Origin of the sequence: Micromonospora sagamiensis (assembly GCF_014680085.1) — a bacterium.
Lineage (GTDB): Bacteria > Actinomycetota > Actinomycetes > Mycobacteriales > Micromonosporaceae > Micromonospora > Micromonospora inyonensis.
The window spans coordinates 1,846,025-1,870,684 of sequence record NZ_AP023438.1; the positions used below are offsets into that span (position 1 = coordinate 1,846,025).

General features: G+C 73.0%; 23 protein-coding genes and 2 tRNA genes. 10 read left to right on the forward strand and 15 right to left on the reverse strand.

Annotated features, from left to right (window positions below; translation table 11 throughout):
• Positions 1 to 21: 21 nt before the first annotated feature.
• On the reverse strand, positions 22 to 855 hold the full coding sequence (locus IGA62_RS07580; RefSeq protein WP_145815644.1) for a phosphoribosylaminoimidazolesuccinocarboxamide synthase: 834 nt from the start codon (positions 853 to 855) through the stop codon (positions 22 to 24).
• A gap of 192 nt (positions 856 to 1,047) precedes the next feature.
• Between IGA62_RS07580 and IGA62_RS29940 the strand changes: the two genes are divergently transcribed.
• Both IGA62_RS29940 and IGA62_RS29945 read left to right on the forward strand, forming a co-directional pair.
• A complete protein-coding gene (locus IGA62_RS29940) occupies positions 1,048 to 1,470 on the forward strand; it encodes an extracellular solute-binding protein (protein ID WP_232624914.1) in 423 nt (140 codons plus the stop codon).
• Between the two features lie 50 nt (positions 1,471 to 1,520).
• A complete protein-coding gene (locus tag IGA62_RS29945; RefSeq protein WP_232624915.1) occupies positions 1,521 to 2,381 on the forward strand; it encodes an extracellular solute-binding protein in 861 nt (286 codons plus the stop codon).
• Between the two features lie 49 nt (positions 2,382 to 2,430).
• Here IGA62_RS29945 and IGA62_RS07590 read toward each other — a convergent pair whose 3' ends face one another.
• From IGA62_RS07590 to IGA62_RS07610, 5 genes are all read right to left on the reverse strand, one after another.
• The gene (locus IGA62_RS07590) at positions 2,431 to 2,685 is read right to left on the reverse strand and encodes a hypothetical protein (protein WP_145815643.1); all 255 of its coding nucleotides are present in this window, start codon (positions 2,683 to 2,685) and stop codon (positions 2,431 to 2,433) included.
• A 108-nt stretch (positions 2,686 to 2,793) separates the two neighbouring features.
• A tRNA-Met gene (locus tag IGA62_RS07595) sits at positions 2,794 to 2,870 on the reverse strand.
• A 256-nt stretch (positions 2,871 to 3,126) separates the two neighbouring features.
• Positions 3,127 to 3,203 (reverse strand) — tRNA-Met (locus IGA62_RS07600).
• Positions 3,204 to 3,336: 133 nt separating this feature from the next.
• On the reverse strand, positions 3,337 to 6,342 hold the full coding sequence (locus IGA62_RS07605; protein WP_145815642.1) for a UPF0182 family membrane protein: 3,006 nt from the start codon (positions 6,340 to 6,342) through the stop codon (positions 3,337 to 3,339).
• A gap of 162 nt (positions 6,343 to 6,504) precedes the next feature.
• On the reverse strand, positions 6,505 to 7,518 hold the full coding sequence (locus IGA62_RS07610; RefSeq protein WP_145815641.1) for a YlbL family protein: 1,014 nt from the start codon (positions 7,516 to 7,518) through the stop codon (positions 6,505 to 6,507).
• 130 nt (positions 7,519 to 7,648) lie between these two features.
• On the opposite strand from IGA62_RS07610, the gene IGA62_RS07615 reads away from it, so the two are divergent.
• Positions 7,649 to 8,935, forward strand: a complete 1,287-nt coding sequence (locus tag IGA62_RS07615; RefSeq protein ID WP_145815640.1) for a zinc-dependent metalloprotease — start codon at positions 7,649 to 7,651, stop codon at positions 8,933 to 8,935.
• Positions 8,936 to 9,093: 158 nt separating this feature from the next.
• Here the strand turns inward: IGA62_RS07615 and IGA62_RS07620 are convergent, their stop codons facing one another.
• A complete protein-coding gene (locus IGA62_RS07620; RefSeq protein ID WP_145815639.1) occupies positions 9,094 to 9,702 on the reverse strand; it encodes a hypothetical protein in 609 nt (202 codons plus the stop codon).
• A gap of 110 nt (positions 9,703 to 9,812) precedes the next feature.
• The gene (locus tag IGA62_RS07625) at positions 9,813 to 10,343 is read right to left on the reverse strand and encodes a M48 metallopeptidase family protein (RefSeq protein ID WP_145815638.1); all 531 of its coding nucleotides are present in this window, start codon (positions 10,341 to 10,343) and stop codon (positions 9,813 to 9,815) included.
• Between the two features lie 528 nt (positions 10,344 to 10,871).
• Here IGA62_RS07625 and IGA62_RS07630 point away from each other — a divergent pair.
• From IGA62_RS07630 to IGA62_RS07640, 3 genes are all read left to right on the forward strand, one after another.
• A complete protein-coding gene (locus tag IGA62_RS07630; RefSeq protein ID WP_170107818.1) occupies positions 10,872 to 11,039 on the forward strand; it encodes a DUF5679 domain-containing protein in 168 nt (55 codons plus the stop codon).
• 208 nt (positions 11,040 to 11,247) lie between these two features.
• On the forward strand, positions 11,248 to 12,357 hold the full coding sequence (locus tag IGA62_RS07635) for a TOMM precursor leader peptide-binding protein (RefSeq protein WP_145815637.1): 1,110 nt from the start codon (positions 11,248 to 11,250) through the stop codon (positions 12,355 to 12,357).
• A gap of 10 nt (positions 12,358 to 12,367) precedes the next feature.
• On the forward strand, positions 12,368 to 13,720 hold the full coding sequence (locus IGA62_RS07640; protein ID WP_145815636.1) for an ABC1 kinase family protein: 1,353 nt from the start codon (positions 12,368 to 12,370) through the stop codon (positions 13,718 to 13,720).
• 296 nt (positions 13,721 to 14,016) lie between these two features.
• Here IGA62_RS07640 and IGA62_RS07645 read toward each other — a convergent pair whose 3' ends face one another.
• The 3 genes from IGA62_RS07645 to IGA62_RS07655 form a co-directional block, all read right to left on the reverse strand.
• A complete protein-coding gene (locus IGA62_RS07645; protein WP_145815635.1) occupies positions 14,017 to 14,382 on the reverse strand; it encodes a WhiB family transcriptional regulator in 366 nt (121 codons plus the stop codon).
• A gap of 132 nt (positions 14,383 to 14,514) precedes the next feature.
• On the reverse strand, positions 14,515 to 14,769 hold the full coding sequence (locus IGA62_RS07650; RefSeq protein ID WP_091458489.1) for a hypothetical protein: 255 nt from the start codon (positions 14,767 to 14,769) through the stop codon (positions 14,515 to 14,517).
• 123 nt (positions 14,770 to 14,892) lie between these two features.
• Positions 14,893 to 17,052, reverse strand: coding sequence for an ATP-dependent DNA helicase UvrD2 (locus tag IGA62_RS07655; protein ID WP_145815634.1), 2,160 nt, complete (start codon positions 17,050 to 17,052; stop codon positions 14,893 to 14,895).
• 92 nt (positions 17,053 to 17,144) lie between these two features.
• Between IGA62_RS07655 and IGA62_RS07660 the strand changes: the two genes are divergently transcribed.
• The gene (locus tag IGA62_RS07660) at positions 17,145 to 17,390 is read left to right on the forward strand and encodes a mycoredoxin (RefSeq protein ID WP_091451256.1); all 246 of its coding nucleotides are present in this window, start codon (positions 17,145 to 17,147) and stop codon (positions 17,388 to 17,390) included.
• Positions 17,391 to 17,448: 58 nt separating this feature from the next.
• On the opposite strand, the gene IGA62_RS07665 is transcribed toward IGA62_RS07660, so the two are convergent.
• Complete coding sequence (locus IGA62_RS07665; RefSeq protein ID WP_145815633.1) at positions 17,449 to 18,768, reverse strand: MFS transporter; 1,320 nt, start codon at positions 18,766 to 18,768, stop codon at positions 17,449 to 17,451.
• A 208-nt stretch (positions 18,769 to 18,976) separates the two neighbouring features.
• Between IGA62_RS07665 and IGA62_RS07670 the strand changes: the two genes are divergently transcribed.
• The 3 genes from IGA62_RS07670 (at position 18,977) to IGA62_RS07680 (ending at position 20,842) form a co-directional block, all read left to right on the forward strand.
• Positions 18,977 to 19,930 (forward strand): helix-turn-helix domain-containing protein, encoded by a 954-nt coding sequence (locus tag IGA62_RS07670; protein WP_145815632.1) that lies wholly within the window; start codon positions 18,977 to 18,979, stop codon positions 19,928 to 19,930.
• Between the two features lie 70 nt (positions 19,931 to 20,000).
• A complete protein-coding gene (locus IGA62_RS07675) occupies positions 20,001 to 20,240 on the forward strand; it encodes a DUF397 domain-containing protein (RefSeq protein ID WP_145815631.1) in 240 nt (79 codons plus the stop codon).
• Between the two features lie 317 nt (positions 20,241 to 20,557).
• Complete coding sequence (locus tag IGA62_RS07680) at positions 20,558 to 20,842, forward strand: hypothetical protein (RefSeq protein WP_145815630.1); 285 nt, start codon at positions 20,558 to 20,560, stop codon at positions 20,840 to 20,842.
• Positions 20,843 to 20,943: 101 nt separating this feature from the next.
• Here IGA62_RS07680 and nudC read toward each other — a convergent pair whose 3' ends face one another.
• From nudC to IGA62_RS07695, 3 genes are read right to left on the reverse strand one after another with little or no spacing between them, the layout of a single operon-like run.
• The gene (gene nudC / locus IGA62_RS07685; protein ID WP_145815629.1) at positions 20,944 to 21,933 is read right to left on the reverse strand and encodes an NAD(+) diphosphatase; all 990 of its coding nucleotides are present in this window, start codon (positions 21,931 to 21,933) and stop codon (positions 20,944 to 20,946) included.
• Positions 21,930 to 23,273, reverse strand: coding sequence for a M16 family metallopeptidase (locus IGA62_RS07690; RefSeq protein ID WP_145815628.1), 1,344 nt, complete (start codon positions 23,271 to 23,273; stop codon positions 21,930 to 21,932). The genes nudC and IGA62_RS07690 overlap by 4 nt, the downstream gene beginning before the upstream one ends.
• A complete protein-coding gene (locus IGA62_RS07695) occupies positions 23,270 to 24,580 on the reverse strand; it encodes a M16 family metallopeptidase (RefSeq protein WP_145815627.1) in 1,311 nt (436 codons plus the stop codon). The genes IGA62_RS07690 and IGA62_RS07695 overlap by 4 nt, the downstream gene beginning before the upstream one ends.
• Positions 24,581 to 24,660 lie beyond the last annotated feature (80 nt).

A 24,660-nucleotide genomic window follows, 5' to 3' on the forward strand; every position in this document is an offset into this window, starting at 1 on the left:
GCGCACCCGCGCGCGTCGACGTCACTGCCAGCGGTTGCCGGTCAGCTTCTCGTAGACGTCCACATAGCGTGCCCGGGTCGCCTCGACCACCTCGGCCGGCACCTCGGGGGCCGGGGCCTGCTTGTTCCAGCCGCTGCCGGCCGCCCAGTCCCGGACGTACTGCTTGTCGTAGGAGAACTGGGGCCGGCCCGGCTGGTACGACTCGGCCGGCCAGAACCGCGACGAGTCCGAGGTGAGCACCTCGTCGGCGAGGACGAGGGTGCCGTCCGGCGCCCAGCCCAGCTCGATCTTGGTGTCGGCGACCAGGATCCCCCGGTCGGCGGCGATCTCCGCGCCCCGGCGGTAGACGTCGATGGTGATCTGCCGCAGCCGCTCGGCGGTCTCCGGCCCGACCTTCGCCGCCACCTGCTCGTAGGTGATCGGCTCGTCGTGCTCCCCCATCGGCGCCTTGGTCGACGGCGTGAAGATCGGCTCGGGCAGGATCGACGCCTCCACCAGCCCGCGGGGCAGCGCGACCCCGGAGACGGCGCCGGTGCGCTCGTACTCGGCCAGGCCGCCCCCGGTCAGGTAACCCCGGGCGACGCACTCGACCGGGACCATGTCCAGCCGGCGGCAGCGGATCGCCCGCCCGGCGAACTCGGTCGGCACGTCCGTGGTGGAGACGACGTGGTTCGGGACGATGTCCGCGAGCTGGGCGAACCACCAGACCGAGAGCGCGGTGAGCAGCCGCCCCTTGTCCGGGATGGGGGTCGGCAGCACCACGTCGTAGACGGAGATCCGGTCCGAGGCGACCAGGACGAGGTCGTCCCCGTCGGCGTAGACGTCCCGTACCTTGCCGGAGTGCAGTAGTTCCACGCGGCCTAGTAGACCACGCGGCGTCACGCGCCCCGTGCCCCCGTCCGCCGCACCACACGCCGTGGGCCGTACCGGTCACCGCTCGCCACCCTGGCTTTCCGGGCCGGAGGTCCCGTCCCGCCGGACGTTGACACCTCCCCGCGTCACCTGGGTGAATGATCCGAATCCAACCCGGCGTCCCAGGAGTCGACCGTGCCCGCAGCCCCGTACCCGACCGCCCGTCGCCCCGGCGTCGACCCGGGGCGACGGCGGGTGCTCGCCGGCCTGCTCGGCCTCCCGGTCGTCGCGACCGGCGGGCTGACCGGCTGCCGGAGCGAACCGGCGGCCCTGGTCGAGAGCGGCCCGGTCGAGCTGTCGGTGTTCTGGTGGGGTAGCGCACGCCGCGCCCAGTTGACCGAGCAGGCGCTACGGCTCTACTCCGACCGGAACCCCCAGGTGACCTTCCGGGTGACCTGGCAGGGCCTCGACGGCTACTACGAGCGGCTCGCCACCCAGGCGGTGGGGGGCAACGTCCCGGACCTGTTCCAGATCGACGACACCTTCCTCACCGAGTACGCGCGCCGCGACATCCTGCTGGACCTGAGCGGTACGCCGCGGACCGTCGGCTCGACCTGAGCGGCCTGCCCGAGGGGCTCGTCCGGTACGGCCAGGTCGCGGGACGCACGATGGCGGTGGCCGCCGCGCAGAACTCGGCCGGGCTGGTCTTCAACCGGGACCTGCTGCGCCGGCTGGGCGAGCCTACGCCGCGCAGCGGGATGAGCTACCCGGAATACCTCACCTGGGCGGCCCGGGTGACCCGGGCCAGTGACGGCAGGGTCGCCGGCACCATGGACCCCTCCGGTGACCACCGGGCATTCTGGCTCTGGTTGAGATCCCGGGGCAACGAGTTCTACCAGGGGCGCAAGCTCGGGTTCGACTCCCCCGAGCTGATCGACTGGTTCGAGTTGTGGCAGCGGGCACGGGCCGCCCGGGCCACCCCGAGCGCGGCGCTGGTGCAGCAGGCGAACGGCGGCGAACCGGCCCGCCAGCTCGTGGTCACCGGGCACACCGCCGCCTCGTTCGCCTGGTCGAACCAGCTGGTCGAACTCCAGCGCCACAGTCGGGACGAGCTGGGCATCGTCAGCTGCCCCGGCCCGGCGGCCGCGCAGTGGGCGCGGGCCTCGATGTACTGGGCGGGCTTCCGGGGCACCCGTCACCCGGACGTGGTGGCCGACGTGATCAACTTCCTCACCACGAACGTGGACGCCGGCCGGGTGCTCGGCTTCGACCGGGGTCTCAGCCCGCACCTCAACATCCGCAAGTTCGTGGAGCCGACCATCCGGGACACCTCGGTCCGGACCTCGGCGACCTTCGAGCTCAGCGTGGCCGACACGTTCGGCACCGCACCGCCGCCCCCGCCGACCGGGCACGCCCGGATCCGCGGCCTGCTGGTCACCGCCGCCGAGTCCGTACAGTCCGGGCGGTCGACCATCCGCGCCGCCGCCTGGCGGTTCGTGGCGCAGGCCGCCGCCGCGTTGGCCGCCTGACCGGCACGTCACCGGCGGGCGGGCCGCTGCGCGGCCCGCCCGAGCCGGCTCAGCGAGGGCCGGGGCCGCGCCGGCCGCGCATCATCCTGATCAGCAGCACCACGACCACCGCCGCCACCACCAGGCAGCAGAGCAGGCCGATCAGCCCGAACCCACCGCCGCCGCGGGACCGCCGCCGCGCGGCCTCCACGACCAGCTCACCGGGGCCGGTGGACGCCCAGGCGGCGACCGGCACGAACACGGAGAGCACCACCGCACCGAGGACGGCACTGAGCCGGCCCCACCATCTGTTCCAGGAAGACATGACCCCATCCTCGCCGAGGAGGGCAAGAACGGCACGCCGCTCGCCTCGCCGGGTCAGGGCACGACATGAAGAAGGACCCTCGGACACTGTCCGAGGGTCCTTCTTTCGTGGTAGCGGGGACAGGATTTGAACCTGCGACCTCTGGGTTATGAGCCCAGCGAGCTACCGAGCTGCTCCACCCCGCGTCGGTATGACCACTCTATCGCATGCCCGAGCCCCGTATCCGGCGGGGTCCGCACCGGCTGCTTCCGCCAGGTCAGGCACCGGATACCTACCCGGCGACAACGGGCCGGCCCCGGACAGAACCGGATCCTGGCAGAACCGGACCCGGACAGAACCGGAGCGCGGAGGCAGGAGACCGGACAGTGTGGCCAGAAAGCCCGGTGAGCGCGGCTGAAAACCCGAACGGCCCCCCGGTGAGTACCGGAGGGCCGTTCGTCGTGGTAGCGGGGACAGGATTTGAACCTGCGACCTCTGGGTTATGAGCCCAGCGAGCTACCGAGCTGCTCCACCCCGCGTCGGCTCACTAACCCTAGCGCAAGCCGGCGCGAACCCGCAAAACGGCCCCCTCATGGTTGCAGGGGCACCCTCCTCCGCACGAAACGGTAGGAAGGTGCCCCTGCAACCATCGGGTCGCCGGCGGCCGGCGGATCAGCCGGTCGGGCTCGGTGGCGTCGAGGGGGACGGGCTGCCGCTCGGTGCCGGGGCGGACGGGCTGGCGCCCGGCGCGGGTGAGGCCGGGGCGGCCGCCTGCTGTGCCCGCTGGAAGGCGGTGATCGCCTCGTCCAGGGCCTTCAGCGCCCGGCCGTACCGCTCGAAGTCGCCGGAGGTCTGCGCGGCCCGCACCTCCGCGATGGCGGTCTGCACCCGCTGCGCGGCCTCGGCCAGTTCGCCGGTCAGCGCGGGCGGGGTTTCGCCACCGGACGGCGGGGGCGGAGTTCCGCCGTCCCCGGCCGGCGGCGGGGTGCCCGGAGTCGCCTTCTTGCCCTGCTCGACGAGCTGTTTGATGCCGTCCTCCAGGGTGTTGGCGAGCACCACGTAGGAGCCGCCGTCACCGTAGGAGAGGAGCACCTTCTGCAACAGCGGGTACGCGTCCTCCTGGTTGCTCTTCACGTAGACCGGCTCGACGTAGAGCATGCCGTTGCCGAAGGGCAGCGAGAGCAGGTTGCCGTACTGCACCTGCGCCTGGTTCGAGGTGAGCAGGTTCAGCTCGGTACGGATGGTCGCGTTGTTGGTCATCTGCTGGTGCACCTGGACCGGACCGGAGACCCGGGTCTGGTCCGGCAGCTCCAGCACCTCCAACCGGGGCTGCCCGTCGACGTACGACCCGGAGATCAGCGCGGCGAGGTTCTGCCGCCCGTTCGGGGTGACCGCCGAGGTGAGCTGGAAGCGCGGCGCGTCCTGCTCGGGAAGCTGGGTGTAGAGGTAGTACGGGGGCTGCTTCTGCTCACTGTCCGGGTTGTCCGGCACGTTCGGCACCTGCCAGAAGTCCTGGCCGGAGTAGAAGTCGCCCGGGTCGGTGACGTGGAAGCGGGTCAGCAGGTTGCGCTGCACCTTGAACAGGTCCGCCGGATAGCGGAAGTGCGCCGCCAGCTCGGCCGGGATCTCCGACTTCGGCGTCACCAGGTCACCGCCGAACGCCTTGTTCCACGCCTTCAGCACCGGGTCGGACTCGTCGAACTCGTAGAGCCGGACCGTGCCGTCGTACGCGTCGACGGTCGCCTTGACCGAGTTGCGGATGTAGTTGACGTTCTCCCGGGCGAGCTGGAACGTGCCCCGGCCGGTCAGCTCGTCGGTGGTCTCCCGTTGCAGGTTCACCCGCTCGGCGTACGGATAGGTGGCCGACGTGGTGTAGGCGTCGATGATCCACTGGACCCGCCCGCCGACCACCGCCGGGTACGGGTCGCCGTCGATGGTGAGGAACGGGGCGACCTTCTCCACCCGGTCCCGGGGGTTGCGGACGTAGAGCAGCTTCGAGTTCTCGTTGACCGCCTCGGAGAGGAGGAAGTTCGACTCCTGCTCCTTGATCGCGTAGAGCAGCCGGCGGGTGAACGAGCCGATCTCCACCCCGCCGGAGCCGGTGTACGTGTAGTACTGCTCGCCACCGGTGGTCGGGGTCGGCCGGTCGAACTCGGCGTTACGGCCGTCGTCGGTCTGCCCGACGATCGCGTAGTCGTCGGCGGTCATCCGCTCGCCGTAGTAGATCCGGGGCTGCTCGGTCGGGATCTGGTCGGTCTGCGCGGAGCAGCGCTCCTGCTCCTTCTCCCCGAGGAAGCCGGAGACGAAGAACGGCTGCCCGCCGCAGACGACCTGGTTGGCCGGGGCCCCGACCAGCCCGAAGCCGTGGGTGTAGACGGTGTGCCGGTTGATCCAGTTGCTCTGCTGGTCGGTCAGCTCGCCGTAGTTGATCTCACGGATGCCGACCACGTAGTCCCGGGTCTGGCCGCCCACCGTGTACCGGTCGATGTCGAGCTTCGGGCCGAAGTCGTAGAAGCCTCGCACCTGCTGCAACTGGGTGTACGTCTCGGAGACCAGCTGCGGGTCGAGCAGCCGGGCGTTCGGCACCACGGACTTGTCGGTGGCGAGCGTGGCCGGCGGGGTGAGGTTGTTCGCCCCGTACGGGATGGTCTTCGTCCCGTTCAGGCTGAACGCCGTCCGGGTCGCGTCGATGCTGCGCTGGATGTACGGGGCCTCCTTGTCCCGGGCGCTCGGCTTGACCTCGAAGGTCTGCACCGCCCAGGGGTAGATGCCGCCGATCGCCACCGCCGACAGGCCCAGCAGGGCGAGCGAGACGCCCGGCCAGACCAGGTTCCGCATCACCGCGTTGGAGAAGACGATGATCGCGATGGCCACCACGATCGAGATGTAGGCGAGGATCTCCTTGGCCGGCAGCAGTGCGTTGACGTCGGCGTACCCGGCGCCGTAGAGCTTGGCGCTGTCGTTGTACTCCAGCAGCATCGCCCGCCGGTCCAGCACGTACGCGGCCGCCTTGAGCAGGACGAAGACCGCGACCAGGGTGGTCAGGTGGGCTCGGGCGGCATTGGCCATCCGGTCACCGACGCCCTGGAGCCGCACGCCGCCGAAGACGTAGTGCACGGCCAGCGCGCCGATCACCGCCAGCACCACGGCGGTGAAGCCCACCCCGAGCAGGTACCGCAGGAACGGCAGCTGGAAGACGTAGAAGCCGACGTCGACCCCGAACTCCGGGTCCTTGACACCGAAGTCCCCGCCGTTACGGAAGAGCAGCCACTGGCTCCACCGGCTCTGCGCCGAGAGCCCGGCGAAGAGCGCCACCACGGCGCTGACCGCCAGGATCCAGGTGCCGATGCGCGGCCCGAGGACCATCCGGTACCGCTCCAGGGTGGCCTGCTCGGCGGAGTGCGGCCGCAGCCCGGGGCGCAGCCGGTGGGCCAGCCACAGGTTGCCGCCGACCACCGCCGCCATGCCCAGGCCGACGGCGAGGAAGAGCAGCAGCCGGGTGACCAGCACCCCGGTGAAGACCTGGGTGTAGTCGACCTCGTCGAACCAGAGCCAGTCCGTCCACGCCTGGACACCCCAGCCGAGCAGGGTGAAGAGTACGAACACCCCGATCAGGACCCCGATCGTGACGCGCCCGCGTCGGCTCATCCTGGGCAGGGGGGCACTACGCTTGACCACTGTTTGGCTCCGCACGCTCGTTGTGACCGGATCCGACCAGGCCACAAGAGTACGTGGTGTTCCTGGACACTTCCGGTCAAGGTCGCGGCGCTGACGGTCACGGTTCGGCCGGACGTCCCCCGGTTCGGTCGACGTCCCCTCGGCCCCGCCGACGACCGACGGTCAGCAGCGGGTCGGCTCACCTCCGGCGCGGAGCGTCTCCAGGGCGGTCAGCGCCTCGTCCAGACTGCCCACCTTGACCATCGGCAACCCGGGCTGGGGGTTGCTCAGCGCCTCGGCGCAGTTCTCCTCCGGCACCAGGAAGACCGCCGCCCCGGCCTGTTTGGCGCCCACCAGCTTCTGGGCGATGCCGCCGATCGCGCCCACCCGCCCCTCGTCGTCGATGGTGCCGGTGCCGGCGATGACCCGACCGCCGGTCAGGTCATCGGGGTCCAGCTTGTCCACGATCCCCAGCGCGAACATCAGTCCGGCGCTCGGCCCGCCGATGTCCCCGAGGTCGATCTCCAGGGTGAACGGGTGCGGCTGCCGCTGCTCGATCTCGATCCCGATGCGCGGGCGGCCGTCCTGCTCCCGGCTGGTCACGGTGGCCGTGCCGGTGGCCCCGCCCCGGCTGTAGCCGATGGCGAGCGTCGAGCCGGCCGGACGGGCACGGATCAGCCCGGTCAGCCCGTTCGCGCTGGCCACCGGCTTGCCGTCCACCGAACTGATCAGATCGCCGGCCTGGAGCCGCCCCGCCGAGGGGCCGTCCGCGGTCACCGTCCGGACGACCACCTGGACCGGGTAGCCCAGTTCCCGCAACGCCGCGGTCTCGGCGCTGGTCTGCGACGCGGTGAACTCCTCGGCGTTACGTTCCTCGACCTGCTCACGGCTCTGCCCCGGCGGGTAGACCAGCTCCCGGGGCACCACCGCCCGTTCCGGCGAGAACCAGCCGGCGATCGCCGACCGCAGCTTCACCGACGGCTGCACGCCCACGGTGGTCAGCCGGAGCTGCCCCGCCGAGGTGGAGGTCTCCCGGCCGTCGACCTTGATGATCTCCTCACCGTCCTGCGTGCCGAGGGTGTCGACGGTCGGCCCCGGGCCGAGCACCACGTACGGGATCGGCGCCGCGAGTACTCCGATGCTGAGCAGGGTGGTGAGCAGAGCACCGAGCAGAACCGTGACACCGCGACGTCTCATGCGGCAGAGCGTACCGACCGGTCGGCGGCCGGCCGGGGCGGACGAGCGGGCGGAATCCGGCTCGGCGACTTCGCCCTCAGCGCAACGCCGGTGCCGGCGACCAGCGGCACGCCGCGCGTACCGTAGACCCGTGCCTGATATTCCGTTCGGCTTCGCGCTCCCGGGTGGGCAACCACCAGACCCCAACGACCCCGCGCAGATGCAGCAGTTCATGAGCCAGCTGCAGCACCTGCTCTCGGCGCCGGGCAGTGGGCCGGTCAACTGGGACCTGGCCCGACAGGTGGCGGCCAGCCAGCTCGCCGCCGCCGGCGACCCGGCCGTCACGCCGTACGAACGCAACGCCGTCGAGGAGGCGCTGCGCCTGGCGGACCTCTGGCTGGAGCCGGCCTCGTCGTGGCCGTCGGGCATCCAGACCCCGGTCGCCTGGAACCGCAACGAGTGGATCTACAAGACCCTCGACGTCTGGCGCAAGCTCTGCGACCCGGTGGCCAGCCGGATGGTGGGCGCGATGGGCGACCTCGTGCCACCGGAGGCGCGGGCCCAGCTCGGCCCGATGCAGTCGATGGTCGCCACGCTGGGCGGGGCGCTCTTCGGTGGGCAGCTCGGTCAGGCACTCGGCTCGCTGGCCGCCGAGGTGCTCTCCGCCGGCGACATCGGTCTCCCGCTCGGTCCGGCCGGCACGGCCGCGCTCATCCCGGCCAACATCAAGCAGTACGGCGAGGGCCTGGAGCTGCCCGAGGACGAGGTACGCCTCTACGTCGCCCTGCGCGAGGCCGCCCACCAGCGCCTCTTCCAGCACGTCCCGTGGCTGCGCGGGCACGTGCTCAGCTCCGTCGAGACGTACGCCGCCGGCATCCGGGTCAACCGGGAGGCGATCGAGGAGGCGATGGGGCGGGTCGACCCGACCGACCCGGAGTCGATGCGGGCGATCGCCCTGGAGGGCATCTTCACGCCGGAGGACACCCCGGCGCAGAAGGCGTCCCTGGCCCGCCTGGAGACCGCCCTGGCCCTGGTCGAGGGATGGGTCTGCCACGTGGTCGACGACGCGGCCGGCGGCCGGCTGCCGAACGTGGTCGCCCTCGGCGAGGCGTTCCGCCGGCGGCGCGCGGCCGGTGGGCCGGCGGAACAGACCTTCGCCGCCCTGGTCGGGCTGGAGCTGCGTCCGCGTCGGCTGCGCGAGGCGGCGGCGCTCTGGGCGGCGCTGACCGAGCACCGGGGCATCGCCGGCCGGGACGCCCTCTGGGGGCACCCGGATCTGCTCCCCTCGGGCGAGGACTTCGCCGACCCGGTGGCCTTCGCCCGCTCGCAGCTCGACTTCGGCGAGCTGGACGAGTTCGACTTCACCGCGCCCGGTGGCCCGGAGGAGCACCCCCCGGGCGGCGACGCCACGCCACCGCAGGACACCGACCGCCCCTGACCGGGCCCGTCACCTCTTCCGCCGGCCGACCGCCGGGGCACCCCGCTCCCGGCCCGGCCGGCGGAGTGCTGTCCGGGGCCGCCCCGCTGGGGTGGTAGCAGGGGCCCCTTGCAGTCGCTTTTTGATGAGCAGGGGACCCCTGCAACCACCTGAAGCGGTCAGACCGCGTGGTTTCCCGTGGTGAGCAACGCCCGGGTCGCCTCCCACCCCTCCACCGCCGGGTCGAGGGTGGCGAGGTCGGCCGGGCCGCGCACCCGACGCCAGGGGGCGGTGACGGCGAGGTCGGCGGGGCGCGGGGCAGCCGCCCGGATCGCGGCGGGCACGGCGTTGTCCAGGTCGATCTCGGGCAGCCACTCCGGTGCCGGGAGCCGGGCGGCGAGACCGAGCAGTCCCGGTCCGGCCCCCTCGACCGGGGCCACCGCGACGGGTCGGGTGGTCAACGGGCGCAGCAGCTTGCCGATGGTGAGCCCCGGCAGGTCCGGCGCGTCGGCGGCGATCACGGCCGCCTGGTCGTACCCGTCCAGCGCGGCGAGCACCGCGCCGACGCTCGGTGTCGGCACCTCGACCACCGGGGTACCGGGCCAGACCACCGCGTCGGCCAACCGCCGGTCCGCAGGCGTCACCGCGACCGCGGTCTCCACTTCCTGGAGCGTGGCGAGGAGGTCCACCACGTCCTCGGCCAGGGCATGTCGCCAGTCGGCCGGGTCGATGCCCGGCGGCGACCAGGCCACCGGGGCGAGCAACGCCACCACCACTCGTCGGGTCACGGTCCGACCCTAACGTTCCCTGTCCGATGGTGATCCACGCTGACGACGTCGGCCCGCCGGGCCGGGTCCGGTGCTCCGCGCGCAGGGCGCGACCGGCGGCGCGCGAACGGTCAGTCGGTCAGGGGTACGCCGGCCACCGAGGCGACCCCCTCCAGGTAGCCACGGGCCCGTTCGGCCTTGGGATAGCGGCAGACCAACGACCAGAAGGACGCGTTGTGGCTCGGCACGATGAGGTGGGCCAACTCGTGCAGAAGGACGTAGTCGATCACCCAGTCCGGCATGTCCTGGAGCCGGTGCGAGATGCGGATGGTCCGGTCGGCGGGGGTGCAGGACCCCCAGCGGCCGTTCTGGTTGGTCACCCACCGGACGCTCGCGGGAACCGCTGCCGGGCCGTGTTCCGCCAGGTAGAGGTTGATCAGGCGGGCGGCTCGCTGGAGCAGCTCGGCGTCGGTGCGGACCGGTCTGCCCTCACGCGCGGCGAGTCGGGCGAGCATCCGGTCGACCCACTCGGTCTCCTCGGCCCGGGAGAACTGGTCGGGGATCAGGACGACCACCCGTTCCCCGTCCCGGTACGCGGACACCGTGCGTCGCCGACGCTGACTGCGCCGCACCTCGACGACGGGCTTCCGCGCGCCTGCCATCACTGGCCTGCGCAGCCTCGTGTTCCTGCCACATGGGAAAGCTAATGCGTTCTGACCAGGGGTCCGCAAGGGTCAACCCACCGACACGCGCCCGGAAACTCCGGGTTGATGGCGCCCAGTCCGAAAAAAATGTTTGCGGACCCGTCCCGATGGCCCTCCGCCCCTGGTCCGGACGGTGATCCGATCACCCTGGGTGGCGGTTCGGGCGGACGCGGAGCGGTTCTCCACGTTAGGAGATCTTCGGTGCGACGGGTGCACCGGGGGTGCCCGTCGGCCACTTCGGGGCGGTTCGCCCGGCGTGTCCCCGCCAAACTCACTTATCCGACCTAATTCGCCATGCACACTCTCGACGTCGACTAGCTCACAGTGTCGATGGATCTTTGACATGGAACCACCCGCACCTGGGTAGGGTCCGCCGGACCAGCGGTTACGAGCGTGACCGCGCAGAAGACCCCAGCGCCGGAGCCGCCGAGGCCCGCCGCCGGGTAGCCGCCGGCATCGACCGGCGGACGAGACGAGGAGGGCACCGTGGCCGACCAGGCCCAGACCTACAACGGTTACTGCGTCAAGTGCAAGGAGAAGCGCGACTTCGAGGGCAAGGTCGAGGTTTCCAAGACCGGCATGAACATGGCCAAGGGCAAGTGCCCGGTCTGCGGCACAACAGTGAACCGGATTCTCGGCAAGGCGAAGGTCTGACCATCAGACCGACCGGGGAGGGGGCGGCCCTGCGGGCCGCCCCCTCCCCGCCGTGACCCGGGCTCGCACCGCAAGCCGTCGGTGACGGCCGATGTTACCAACGGGTTGTGGACAACCGGCCACATCCTGTGGATAACCCTGGAGGAAGCGCCGCAGGGCTGTGGACAACGATCGACGGATCGTCCGGATACGGTGACCATTGGTCACCATGACCCGTGCCACACTCCTCCGCCCGACGCTGCTGCCCGGCCTCACCCGGCTCTGGCGCGACCGGCACACGCTGCAACTGGGCCTGGATCCCGCCCGAGCAGTCCTGCTCGAGGTGGCCAACCCGCGTGCCGTCCGGTTGCTCGACCTGCTCGACGGCGCGCACAGCGAACGACACATCCTCGACCACGCCACCCGGATCCGGGTCGACCGCGACGACGCCCGCAGCCTGCTGGAGACGCTCCGCGCCGCCGGGCTGGTGGTCGCCGCGCACACCCTGCTCCCCACCGGCCTCGCCGACCCGGACCGCGCGCGGCTGAGCGACGAGGCGGGCGCGCTCGCCCTCGGTGCCGGCGACCTGCCCGGCACTCCCGCCCAGGTGCTCCGGCGTCGGCGGGCCGCCCGGGTGGTGGTCACCGGCTCCGGGCGGCTCGGTGGTCCGGTCGCCGTGGCCCTGGCCCAGGCCGGCGTCGGGCACGTCGACCCCGATCTGGGCGGTCGGGTGCGCCCGGCCGACCTGGTCGGCACCGGTCTCCTCCCCGGTGACGTCGGGCGGCACACCGCCGAGGCGGTGGCCGACGCGATCGCCCGTACCGCAGCCGGCACCGTCACCAGTCCGGTCCGACGCCGTCGCGCCGACCTGGTGGTCCAGGTGGGCGTCGACCGGCCGGCCGCGCTGCTCGCCGCCGGGTTCGCCCGCCGCCGGCAGCCGCACCTGATGCTCTCGCTGCGCGACGGCGTACCGGTGATCGGCCCCCTGGTCCGGCCACCGGCCGGGCCGTGCCTCAACTGCCTCGACCGGCACCGACTGGACCGGGACCCGGCCTGGCCCGGGCTCGCCGCCCAGCTCGCCGGCGACGACCCGACCCCCGCCTGTGGGGTCGCCACCCTCCTCGCCGCCGTCGCCCTGGCCACGGCGGAGGCGCTCAGCCACGTCGACGGCGGGACTCCCGAGACGGTCGGCGCGGCCGTCGAGGTCGGCGGGGCCGGTCGGTTCCGACGGCGGGTTTGGCCGCCACATCCGGACTGTGGGTGCCTCGGCGTCCGGGGAGACCCACCCCACGGACCCCGGCCCGGCCGCAGAGCAGCAGCGGGGCGGTCCGGTCGGTAACAATGGCCGGGTGACCGATATCCCGCGCCGGGCCGTGTCCCGGACCGCCAAGCTCGCCGCACTGCCGCTCGGTTTCGCCGGGCGGACCGTCCTCGGCATGGGAAAGCGCGTCACAGGGCTCGCCTCCGAGGTGATCTCCGCCGAGATCCAGCAGCGCACCGCCGAACAGCTGTTCAGCGTTCTCGGGCAGCTCAAGGGTGGGGCGATGAAGTTCGGCCAGGCGCTGTCGGTGTTCGAGGCCGCCCTGCCGGAGGAGGTCGCCGCGCCGTACCGGCAGGCGTTGACCAAGTTGCAGGAGGCGGCTCCGCCGCTGCCCGCGGCCACCGTGCACAAGGTGCTCGCCGAGCAGCTCGGGCCGGACTGGCGGGACCGGTTCCTGGAGTTCGACGACACCCCCGCCGCGGCGGCCAGCATCGGCCAGGTGCACCGGGCGGTCTGGCGGGAGCCGACCACCGGACGACGCAGGTCGGCCGCCCCGACCGGGCGGTCCGTCGCCGTCAAGATCCAGTACCCGGGCGCCGGGGACGCCCTCCTGGCCGATCTGAAGCAGCTCTCCCGGCTGGGCGCCATGTTCCGGGCCATCCAGCCCGGCCTGGACGTCAAGCCCCTCCTCACCGAGCTGCGCGAACGGATCACCGAGGAACTCGACTACGAGCTGGAGGCCGAGTCGCAGCGGGCCTTCGCGGCGGCGTACGCGGACGACCCGGAGATCTTCATCCCGGCGGTCGTCGCCGCCGCGCCCCGGGTGCTGGTCACCGAGTGGGTGGAGGGCACCCCACTGGCGCAGATCATCCGCGAGGGCACCCCGCAGGAGCGCGACCGGGCCGGCCGGTTGATGGCCGTCCTGCACCTCTCCGCCCCGGCGCGGGCCGGGTTGCTGCACGCCGACCCGCACCCGGGCAACTTCCGGCTGCTGCCCGACGGCCGGCTCGGTGTGATCGACTTCGGCGCGGTGGCCCGGATGCCGGAGGGGACACCGGAGCCGATCGGCCGACTGGCCGGGCTCTCCCTGCGCGGCGAGGCCGACGCGGTGGTGGAGGGGCTGCGGGCGGAGGGCTTCGTCCCGGCGAACGCGCCGATCGACGCGCAGGCGGTGCTGGACTTCGTCCGGCCGATGCTGGAGCCGGTGGCGACCGAGGAGTTCCAGTTCACCCGGGCCTGGCTGCGCGCGGAGGCGGCCCGGATCGCCAACCCCCGGTCGCCGGCCTACCAGTTGGGCCGGCAGCTCAACCTGCCCCCGTCGTACCTGCTCATCCACCGGGTGACGCTCGGCTCCATCGGGGTGCTCTGCCAGCTGGAGGCCAAGGCCCCCTACCGGGGCATCCTCGAACGGTGGCTCCCCGGGTTCGCCCCGGCGGCCTAGCGACGACGCAGGGGGCGGGTGGGCCGGTGCCGGCCCACCCGCCCCCTGCGGTTCGGTGTGGTTACAGAACGCCCAACTCGCGGGCCGACCGCTGACGGCCGGCCATGGCGACGGTACGGGCGGATCGGGCTGCCTCAGTGCTCGTGGTGGTACGACCGGCCTGAGGCCGACGCATTCGAGCCCTGGACAACGCTTCGTGAAGTAGTTGCATCTCGGCGACTCCGTTCAGGACGTGCGGGTTCATCAGTTCGCTGACTGCCGGTGCGCCACCGGCACGAGCGCGGATCGGGTTCATGTCAGGCCGCCAGCCGGACCGTGTTGCGGGACGTGGCCAGCCCACTGGCCGCCAGTCGCGCCTCGGCCTCGACCCGGAGCGCGGCATCCCGGGCGACGTCCTCCTTACGCGGGCGACCACGGGGCCGCTTGCGCGGGACGACCGCGCCACGCTCGAAGATCTCGCCACCCCAGACGCCCCAGGGCTCGGCCCGCTCGACCGCACCGGCGAGGCACTCGACGCGCAGCGGGCAGTCCCCGCAGAGCGACTTGGCCAGCTCCAGTTCGGTGGGCGAGTCGGAGAACCACAGGTCGGGGTCGAACTTCCGGCAGGGCAGGTTCGCCTCCAGCTCGACGTTCACGTCGAGGGGGGCCAACACCAGACTCATCGCCCGGTCACCTCTCTCTCACTTCGATCTCGGGGGATCGCATTTCCGACGTACTTCGGCGGGACAAAAAACTGAGGCCGCGGATCCCGGTAGCGGGTTCCGCGGCCTCGAGGTGAGCCGGTGGTCTGATGATCAGACCGGTCTCCCTCGAGGTGGAACACCGCGGACGTCCAGACGCCGCTTCATGGCGACCTTGACGCCCTTGCCCGTGAACCCACTGGTCCCCTCGTTTCCGATCGGCGCGACGGTCAGAATCAGCTCGGCCTGATCCTGGGTCTGGTGCGCCTGCGGAACCGGGAGCCCAACGGTCAGGGCGGCCCGGACAGCCGACAGCGGAGCGAGGGCAGCAGGCAGCGCCGCCGGACGCTCGTAGACGAAGCTCTCCATCAGTGCCACCTCCTTCACTCACACTCGTTGTCGACTCGGTCTCGCCCCCGTGAGCAGCCACGATGGGCCACCCGCGAGGTGTGTTCTGAGGCTATGCCGCCTCCGGGCGCGAGGGCAAACGAATTACGACGGGTTTTCCAAACTTTCTTTCGGGCAGATCGCGTCGACCGTCGCGCCACCCACCAGGGCCAGCACGGATTCACCGTAGAGGCCCAGTTTGCGGGGGCCGATTCCGGCGATAGCGATCAACTCTTCGGGGCGGCCCGGTCGTCGTTCGGCCAGGGCGGTCAGGGTCGCATCGGTGAAAACCACGTACGCCGGTACCCGTTGCGCGCCGGCCACCCGCTGCCGCCAGTCCCGGAGCCGTTCCAGCAGGTCCTCGTCCACGTCGGACGGACACGTCGGACAGCGACCGAGCTTGCGGTCGCCCCCGGCGAGCAGGGTCGCCCCGCAGATCCGGCAGGAGACCACCACGTTCCGGCGACGCTCGGCGCGCGGAACCGGACCGGCGCCGGCCCGTTCGGATCCGCCGGAGCGGTCGAGCTGCGGCAGGAAACGTGAGGGACGCCGGTTCCGCCCACCCGGCGAGCGGGCCGAGGCGTACGACAGCCAGAGCCACTGCCGGGCCCGGGTGATTCCGACGTACAGCAGCCGCCGCTCCTCCTCGACCTGCTCGGGGGTCTTCGCGTACCCGGTCGGCAGGGTGCCCTCGGCGAGCCCGACCAGGAAGACCGCGTCCCACTCCAGTCCCTTGGCCGAGTGCAGGGAGGCCAACGTGACCCCGTCGACGGTGGGCACGTGCTGCTGGGCGGCCCGCCGGTGCAGTTCCTCGGTGAAGGCGGCGAGGGTGACCGGCCGTTCGACCGCCGCGCCCTCGCCGATCGGCAGCACCGGTGGGGTGGCCGCGTACTCCTCGGCGAGCTGGACCAGAGCGGCCAGCGCCTCCCAGCGTTCCCGCACCGCGCCGCCGGCCGGGGGGGCGTCCGGGGCCCAGCCGACCGCGGCGAGCGCCTCGACCACGGCGGCCGGCAGCGGGGTCTCCCCGGGGATCGAGCGGGTGGCCGCCCGCAGCGCCACCATCGCCTGCCGCACCTCGACCCGCTCGAAGAACCGTTCCGCCCCCTGCACCACGTACGGGACGCCGGCCTCGGTGAGCGCCTTCTCGTACGCCTCGGACTGCGCGTTGGTGCGGAACAGCACCGCGATCTCCCGGGCCGGCGTGCCGGCGGTGACGAGCTGCCGGCAGCGGGCGGCGACCGCCGTCGCCTCGGTCGGCTCGTCGGTGAAGATCCGCAGCTCCGGCTCGGGGCCGGTCGGGCGCTGTCCGACCAGTTCCAGCCGGAGCCGGGCCTCGCTGCCGCGCGCCTGGGCGATCACCGCGTTGGCCAGCCCGACCACCTGCGGGGTGGAGCGGTAGTCGCGGACCAGCCGGACCACCGTCGCGCCCCGGTGGCGGCGGGGGAAGTCGACCAGGTACGCCGACGTGGCCCCGGTGAACGAGTAGATGGTCTGGCTGGCGTCGCCGACCACGGTGAGGTCGTCCCGGCCGCCCAGCCACGCGTCCAGCAGCCGCTGCTGCAACGGGTTCACGTCCTGGTACTCGTCGACCACGAAGTGCCGGTACTGGGCCCGGATCTGTTCGGCGACGTCCGGGTGCTCCTCGATCCCCCAGACGGCGGCCCGGAGCAGGTCCTCGAAGTCGATCACCCCGTTGGCCCGCTTGACCGTCTCGTAGGCGGCGAAGACCTCGGCGACCTTCGCCGGCTCGTGCGGGGTGTCGCGCTGCGCCTTGGCCGCGGCGACGACGTACTCCCCCGGCTCGACCAGGGACGACTTGGCCCACTCGATCTCGCCGGCCAGGTCCCGGGCGGCGGCCCGGTCGGTGCGCAGCCCGGCGCGGGCGGCGGCCAGGGTGACCAGCCGGACCTTGCTGTCCAGCAGTTCGGGCAGGGCCCGGCCGTGCAGCAGCCGGGGGGCGAAGTAGCGCATCTGGCGCAGCGCGGCGGCGTGGAAGGTGCGCGCCTGCACCCCCGCGACGCCCAGCGCGGTCAACCGGGCGCGCATCTCGGCGGCGGCCCGCGCGGTGAAGGTCACCGCGAGCACGTGCCGGGGCGAGATCGCCCCGGTCAGCGCCCGGTGCGCGATCCGGGAGGTGACCGCCCGGGTCTTCCCGGTACCCGCGCCGGCCAGGACGCAGACCGGCCCGGCGGGCGCGGTCACCGCCGTCCGCTGCTCGGGGTCGAGCCCGGCCAGCACCTGTTCCGCCGCTGAGTGCACCCCCACAACGAGGAATCATCCCAGCCGCGCCGGACGTTGCAGCCGATACCCTGTGCGGGCGAAGCCGCCCGACCGTGGACCGATGGAGGTTCTGACTGATGTTGACGATGTATTCCACGCCGTGGTGCGGCTACTGCCACCGGTTGAAGTCGCAGCTCGACCGGGAGGGCATCGCGTACCAGGTGGTGGACATCGAGCAGGATCCGGCGGCGGCCGAGTTCGTGATGAAGGTCAACGGCGGCAACCAGACGGTGCCCACGCTGCGCTTCGCCGACGGCTCCGCCCTCACCAACCCCTCGATCAACCAGGTCAAGCAGCACCTCGCGAGCCTGGCCGGCGCCTGAGCGCACCGGCGCGGGACGGCCCCGCCGTCCCGCGCCGCCGGCGCCGGGCCCGCCGGCGTCACCCGTCCCGGGTCGAGGCGACCACCCCGTGGTCGGCGTCCAGGGCCGGGCGGGAGCGACCCGGACCGGCCAGGGGACGGCGCGGGGCGGGCACCACCGGCCGGGCCGGGGCCGGATCCACCGGGGCCGGATCCACCGGGGCCGGGGCGAACCTCCGGGCCCGCCACAGGTACGCCCCGGCGGCCAGCATCACCACGCCCACGAGGGCGAACAGCAGCCGGTAGTCGAGCACCGCGACCAGCAGCGCCCCGGCGCCGATGGAGATCGCCTGCGGTCCGCTGACCAGCGCGTCCGTCGCGGCGGTCGCCCGGCCGAGCAGCCCGGGTTCGGTCCGCCGCTGCACCAGCGTGTGCAGCCCGACCCAGCTCAGCGGGAGGGACAGCCCGGCCAGCAGCAGCGCCGCGACGGCGAGCCAGAGACCCGGGTACGTCAGGGTCAGCGCCGCCGCCCCGAAGAGTGCCACCCCGGCGGCGAGCGAGCCGACCTCACCGAAGCGGCGTACCACGACCGGGGAGAGCAGCGCGCCGACCAGGCCACCCACCCCCTGCACGCTGAACAGGACGCCCACGAAGGCGGGGGGCCGGTCCAGCCCCCGCTCGACGTAGGCGAAGAGCAGCGCCTCGCTGAACCCGATCACCAGTGCGGCCGCGCCGTACCCGAGCAGGGCCCGGCGCAGCACCGGCTCGGTGCCGAGGTGACGCAGCCCGGCGCCCAGCTCGGTCAGGCCGCACGCCAGCCGGTGCGGCCGCGCGGGCTCGGCCACCCGGAGCAGGCCCACCACGGCGGCGGCGGTGACGAACCCGGTGACGCCGATGACGGTGAGCGCCCAGCCGCCGGCCACGGCGTAGAGCGCCGCCCCGACCAGCGGGCCACCCAGCCGCAGGGCCTGGCGTACGGTCTGCAGGGCGGCGTTCGCCTCGGCCAGCAGCCCGAGCGGGAGCAGGGTGCGCAGCAGCCCGCTGAGCGCCGCGCCGAGCGCGATCGACGACAGGCCGTACAACGCGCCGACCAGGTAGACGATCCACACGTCGCCGGAGTCGCGGACGGTCAGCAGCGGGGTGAGCAGCGCGGCGGTGACCACGTTCGCGGCCAGGAAGAAGGGCCGGCGGCGGTACCGGTCGACGACCCACCCCATCAGCGGCGCGAGGACCTTCGGCGCGACCACCGCGAAGATCACCGCAGCGGCCATCCGGTCGGAACCGGTCAGGTCCTTCACCCAGATCGCCAGGGCGAGCATCAGGATCGACTCGGCGGTCATGCTCGCCAACAGCGCGCCGAAGAGCAGTCGGAAGTCGGGGCGGCGCAGGACGGTGTACATCAGGATCCTTCCGCGGGGATGGGGTCCGATCAGGGGATTCACCGACCGGGTCGCAAGGAGCGGGCGGAGTCGTACCGACGTCCTCCTTTTCGAGACACGCCCGCCGGGGGACGTCCGGCGCGGGCCGCGCCGTCCATACTGGCCGTGGGGGGCCAGTTTCATACAGTTACCGTCGCGTCCGCGACGGCCCGACGGAGAAGAGGTCGACGTGCCTCCTGCCGTACCCAGCCCGATCCTGCGACGTCGCCGGCTCGGCACCGAACTACGCAGCCTGCGTGAGGCGTCCGGCCTCACCGGGGAACAGGTCATCGAGCGGGTCGGCTGGGCCTCGGCGTCCAAGCTCTCCCGCCTGGAGAACGGACGCAGCCGCCCCGACCCGAGGGACATCCGCGCCCTGCTCGACCTCTACGGCGCGGACGACGAGACCCGCGCCGAACTGACCGCCATCACCCGGGAGGCGGGGGACATCCGGGCCTGGCTGAAGTCGTACGGGGCGATGACCGAGCACCAGCGCAGCTACGCCGAACTGGAGGCGGGCTGCGCCGAGATCCGCGAGTACAACCCGGTCCTGGTGCCGGGCCTGTTGCAGACCGCCGCGTACGCCCGGGTACGCATCGTCTCGGCCCGACTCGCCGAGTCCGACGCCGATCCACAGGCCGTCGAGACCGAGGTGGACGCGCGGCTGGCCCGGCAGGCGCTGTTGCAACCGGCCGACGCGCCCCGCTACACGGCGGTGCTGGAGGAGGGGGCGCTGAGCCGACGGGCCGGGCCACCGGAGGTGATCCGGGAGCAGCTCAGCCAGCTCTGCGAGCTGGCCGCGTGGCCGAAGGTGACGATCCAGGTGCTGCCCCGCGACGCCACCATCGGCGACTGGTACCTCCCCCCGACCGCGTTCTCGCTCTACCGGTTCCCGGATCCGGCGGACCCGGAGACGCTGGCGATCGAAGGCGGCTTCACCGACGTCGTGTCACATGACGCAAATGCCCTGAATCGCTATAAAATGGTCTTCGAGTGGCTGTGCGCGGCGGCGCGCTCCCCATCGGACTCCCTCGCCTGGTTGATCGAGGCGGCCGAGACGGCGGCACCGCCCCCGGCGGCATACGGGTCGCCAACGACGCCGGCCCAACGCCGTGGCATCTCCGGGCGACCGACGGAGCGGTGAGGCGGGTCCGCCGTGCCGGGACGGCCCGCCACTCGTCCCATCGCCAGAAACCAGAGCAGGAGCCAGAACCATGAACCAGACTCCCGACACCTCGTCCGTCGGCAGCGTCGCGCTGACCGACGCCGCGTGGCGTACCAGCTCGCGCAGCCAGACCTCCAACTGCGTCGAGGTCGCCCCGCTGCCGGCCGGGCCCACCGCGGTGGCCCTACGGGACAGCAAGGACCGGGGCGGACCGGTGCTGCTGTTCCGGCGCGAGCAGTGGCGGGACTTCCTCACCGGCACCCGCAACGGGGAGTTCGCCGGGCACTGACCCCCGACGACAGGTCACGGGGCCGCCGGTATCCGTCACGGGCCGGCGGCCCCGTCGTGCGCCCGGGACCAACCGGGGGTTCGAGGCGGACATCGGCCGATCAGTCGGTACCCACATCGACCGCCGCGTTTCCCTTGCCGGAGCGAGACCTCGGCGTAACATGACGGCGAGAGTTCACGTGAAAGTTCCACCTCACGGTCGGACCACCGGCCCTGGCCTGCCCACCGGCCACCGGCTCCGGCGAACACCGCCGCGCTCCGGGCGCGGCCCACACCCGTGACGCACCTCGCCATCCGTCAGTGCATCGGGAGACACCCATGCGGTTCCTGATCGTTCGCACCGACATCCGTACCGCAGACGACGCCGACCTCGCCGCCGCCTGGTCCGCCGGTGGCCGACTCCGCGACGAGACCACCGCGCCCGAGCCACGCCGGCAGGTCCTGCACGCCGACGACCGGGACGCCGCCCTACGGCTGGCCCGGGCCCTCGCCGGGGTGGGTCGGGTCCGCGCCGGCCGGCAGCGGGTCAAGGTGCTGCCGGTCGTCCCGCCCCGCACCACCCGCCCCGCCCGCCGGGGCCGTACCACCACCCGGACCACCTGACGCCCGTCGCGGTCGCAGGCGGCGCTCCCCCGCCGCGCTCCACACCTTCCACCGACCTCGACGGGCCGGTTCTTGGCCCGTGACCGTCGCGGCAACGACGGTCACGGGCCAAGACCGGGCTCCGCGTCCGCCAACCAGCGGCCGATCAGGAAGTGCGCGATCGACAGCGGCGGCGGCAGCAACAGGCGTTCCCCGTCCCCCACGTCCACCGCGCCGTCGGCGACCGCCTCGGCGATCTCCCGCCGGGAGAACCAGCGGGCGTACGCGATCTCGGCCGGGTCCAGGTGCAGCGGCTGCGCCGGATCGGCCCGGGCCAGGAACCCCAGCATCAGCGAACCGGGAAACGGCCAGGGCTGGCTGCCGGCGTACCGGATCCCGGAGACGGTGAGCCCGACCTCCTCGGTCACCTCCCGGGCGACGGCGGCCTCCGCCGACTCACCCGGCTCGACGTAGCCGGCGAGGCAGGAGAAGCGACGCGCACCGGGGGTCGCCGGCCAGGTCGTGTTGTTGCCGAGCAGGCAGCGGCCGTCCGGGCCGGGCACCCCGTCGTGCACCAGCACGATCATCGCCGGGTCGGTCCGGGGCCAGACCCGGTCGCCGTTCGCGTCCACCCGCGACCAGCCGCCCTCGTCCGGGGCGGTCGGCTCGCCGGTGGTCGCCGAGAAACGGTGCCGCAGATGCCAGTTGGCCAGTGCGACCGCCGTGATGAACAGGCCGGCGTCCCGGTCGTCGAGCAGGTGCCCGACCTCCCGCAGCGACCCGGCGCGGGTCTCCGGGATCGTGGGCAGGGTCGCGTCCACCGCGAAGAGCGGCACGCCGTCCACGCCGACCCCCAGGAACATCGGCGGCCCGTCCGGGGCCTGCCCGGGGTCGAGCAGCCGCAGCGCGGGCGGGGTGCGGTCCACGGTCACCAGGGTCCGGCCACCGGCGGCCGTGTCCACCACCAGGACCAGGCCCCGCCGCCAGGCCTCCGCCAGCCACACCGGGTCGGTACGCCGGTGCGCCGCCCGGTCGAGGACGGCCCGGGCCAGCGGTGGCAGCGCCGGAGCCTCGCGGGCCGGCTCCGCACCCGCACCCCCGGTACGGGTCATGTCGACGCCGGTTCCGTCTCCACCGGCCCGAGCACCGCCAGCCCCGGTGCGATCCGCTCGGCGTCCCCGAGCACGACGGTGACCGCCCCCGCGGGGGCGAGGTAGCGGGCCGCCGCCTCGGCGACGTCGTCGACGGTCGCCTTCGCCAGCCGGGCGGCATGCTCGGCGAGGAAGTCCAGCCGCAGCCCGCTGCCGGCGTACGCGCTGGTCAGCGAGGCGAGGCCGGCCTGGGTGGCCATGCCGAGCTGGAGGCTGCCCAGCGCGTACCGCCGGGCCTGCTCCAACTCCTCCTCGCCGGGCGGCAGCGAGGCCAGCCGGCCCAGCTCGTAGGTGGTCTCCAGCAGCGCCGCGCCGGTCACCTCGGTCGCCACGTCGGCCCCGGCGACCAGCACCGAGCCGGCGGCCGAGTGCTCCACCACCGAGTGCGGGCCGTAGGTGTAGCCCTTGTCCTCCCGGATGTTCTCCACCCAACGGGAGGAGAAGTAGCCGCCGAAGACCAGGTTCGCCAGTTGCAGGGCGGCGTGGTCCGGGTGGGTGCGCCCGACCGCCGGCAACGCGATGCGCAGCGACGACTGCACCGAACCGGGCCGGTCGACCAGGCGGACCGGTCCCGGCTGAAGCGGCGGCGTGGGTGGCAGCTCCACCGGGCGACCGTCCCCCCGCCACCCGCCGAGCGCCCGCTCGGCGGCGTCCAGCGCCCGCTCCGGCTGCACGTCACCCACCAGCACCAGTACCGCGCCGGTGGGGTGCACCCGTTCGGCGTGCAGGGTGCGCAACGCGGCCGGCCGGACCGCGCGGAGCTGCTCCGGCCCGGGGGTCTGCACCGCGTACGGGTGGCGGCCGTAGAGCCGCTTCAACAGCGCGACCCGGGCCAGGTGCGCCGGTTGGCTCTGTGCCATCTCGATCCGGTCGACCGTGTGCGCCCGTTCGGTGGCCACCTCGTCGGCCGGGTACGTCGCCCCGGTCAGCACGTCGGCGAGGATCTCCAGCATCCGGTCCAGGCCGGTGACCAGACCGAACCCGGAGACCATCAGCCGGTCCGGGTCGACCCCGGCGGAGAGCCCGCCGCCGACCGCCTGCAACTCGGCGGCGATCCGGTTGCTGGACATCCGCTCGGTGCCGGCGAGCAGCGTCTGCGCGAGCAGCGTGCCCCGGGCCAGGTGGGCACGGCCGAACGGCACGCCGAGCCGCAGCTCGACCAGGGGCACCGCCGGCCGGCGTACCACGATCACGGTGAGGCCGTTGTCGAGCGTCCGCTCGGCCTGGCGGGGCAGTTTGAGTCGGCGGACGGGGCCGAGCGGCGGCAGCGGCCGGGTCGCGGTCCGGGTCTCCGTCGTCACCGGGCACCTCCGGGAATGACCTCGATCGACGCGCGGCGTTCGGGCCGCAGCATGGCGGCGGCGGCGCGGACCTGCTCCTCGGTGACCTCGCCGACCAGCCGGGGCAGTTCGTTGAGCAGGCCGGGCTCGTCGCGCTGCTGCTCCAGCACCGCCATCCGCAGTGCCCGGCCGAGCACCGCGTCGGTGTCGCGCAGCAGGTGGGTGGCCATCCGGGCCTGGGTCCGGGCCAGCTCGCCCTCGGTGAGACCGTCGGCGGCGAGCCGGTCCAGTTCCTCGTCGACGGTGCGGAGCACCCGGTCCACGTCTCCGCCGGGCGGCAGGTGGTGCTGGAGCACCAGCACGGTCGGGTCGCGGACGTCGAACGGGTCACCCATGAAGTTGAGGTACCCGCCGATGCTGGTGACCGTCCGGTCCCGCTGCACCAGCCGCTCCACCAGCCGGGACGCGTCGCCGTCGGTGAGCACCTCGGCGAGCACCACGTACGCCAGGTAGCCGGTGAGGTCGGTGAGCGGATCGGGCACCCGCCAGGCGCTGGCCACCGCCGGCATCGGGGCCAGCCTGTCGGTGTACGAGGTGCGCCGTTCGACGGTCAGGTCGGGTTCGCCGAAGTCGGGGCGGTCCGGCGCGGGACGGGCCGGCACGTCGCCGAAGTGCCGCTCGACCAGCATGGTGGCCTCGGCCACGTCGATGTCCCCGCTGACGGCCAGGACGGCGTTGCCGCTGGCGTAGAAGCGGTGGAAGAAGTCGACCGCCTCGTCGACGGTCGCCGACTCGAGGTCGTCGAAGGATCCGTACCCGTCGTGGGCGTTGGGGAAGGTGTCGAAGACCACCGGCGACAGGGTCAGCCAGGGGAAGCCGCCGTACGGGCGGTTGAGCACGTTGACCCGGATCTCCTCCTTGACCACGTCGACCTGGTTGCGCAGGTTCTCCTCGGTCAGCCGGGGACCGCGCATCCGGTCGGCCTCCAGGAAGAGCGCGCGCTCCAGCGCGTTCGCCGGGAGGTACTCGTAGTAGTCGGTGTAGTCCAGGTGGGTGGAGCCGTTGAAGGTGCCCCCCGCGCCCTGCACGTGCCGGAAGTGGGCCAGCTTCTCCAGGTTCTCCGAACCCTGGAACATCAGGTGCTCGAAGAGGTGGGCGAAGCCGGTGCGCCCCTCCGGCTCGGAGCGGATGCCGACGTCGTAGACGACCGCGACCCCGACCACCGGGGCGCTGCGGTCGGGACTGAGCACCACCCGCAGTCCGTTGTCGAGGGTGAACCGCTCCACCGGGTACTTCGTCGCTGGGATTCTGGATCTCCGCGCCGCCACGCGTCGACCCTAGCGTGTCGGGGCCTCCACGCGCGGCACCCCTGGGCGGTGTGACCAGTGGCAGCACCTCCCGGACGCCC

Coding starts and splice junctions, on each gene's coding strand:
- IGA62_RS29945 (WP_232624915.1), top strand. CDS start 1,521: ATGGCGGTGGCCGCCGCGCAGAACTCGGCCGGGCTGGTCTTCAACCGG.
- IGA62_RS07590 (WP_145815643.1), bottom strand. CDS start 2,685: ATGTCTTCCTGGAACAGATGGTGGGGCCGGCTCAGTGCCGTCCTCGGT.
- IGA62_RS07610 (WP_145815641.1), bottom strand. CDS start 7,518: ATGAGACGTCGCGGTGTCACGGTTCTGCTCGGTGCTCTGCTCACCACC.
- IGA62_RS07625 (WP_145815638.1), bottom strand. CDS start 10,343: ATGGCAGGCGCGCGGAAGCCCGTCGTCGAGGTGCGGCGCAGTCAGCGT.
- IGA62_RS07635 (WP_145815637.1), top strand. CDS start 11,248: ATGACCCGTGCCACACTCCTCCGCCCGACGCTGCTGCCCGGCCTCACC.
- IGA62_RS07645 (WP_145815635.1), bottom strand. CDS start 14,382: ATGAGTCTGGTGTTGGCCCCCCTCGACGTGAACGTCGAGCTGGAGGCG.
- IGA62_RS07650 (WP_091458489.1), bottom strand. CDS start 14,769: ATGGAGAGCTTCGTCTACGAGCGTCCGGCGGCGCTGCCTGCTGCCCTC.
- IGA62_RS07660 (WP_091451256.1), top strand. CDS start 17,145: ATGTTGACGATGTATTCCACGCCGTGGTGCGGCTACTGCCACCGGTTG.
- IGA62_RS07665 (WP_145815633.1), bottom strand. CDS start 18,768: ATGTACACCGTCCTGCGCCGCCCCGACTTCCGACTGCTCTTCGGCGCG.
- IGA62_RS07675 (WP_145815631.1), top strand. CDS start 20,001: ATGAACCAGACTCCCGACACCTCGTCCGTCGGCAGCGTCGCGCTGACC.
- IGA62_RS07680 (WP_145815630.1), top strand. CDS start 20,558: ATGCGGTTCCTGATCGTTCGCACCGACATCCGTACCGCAGACGACGCC.
- nudC (WP_145815629.1), bottom strand. CDS start 21,933: ATGACCCGTACCGGGGGTGCGGGTGCGGAGCCGGCCCGCGAGGCTCCG.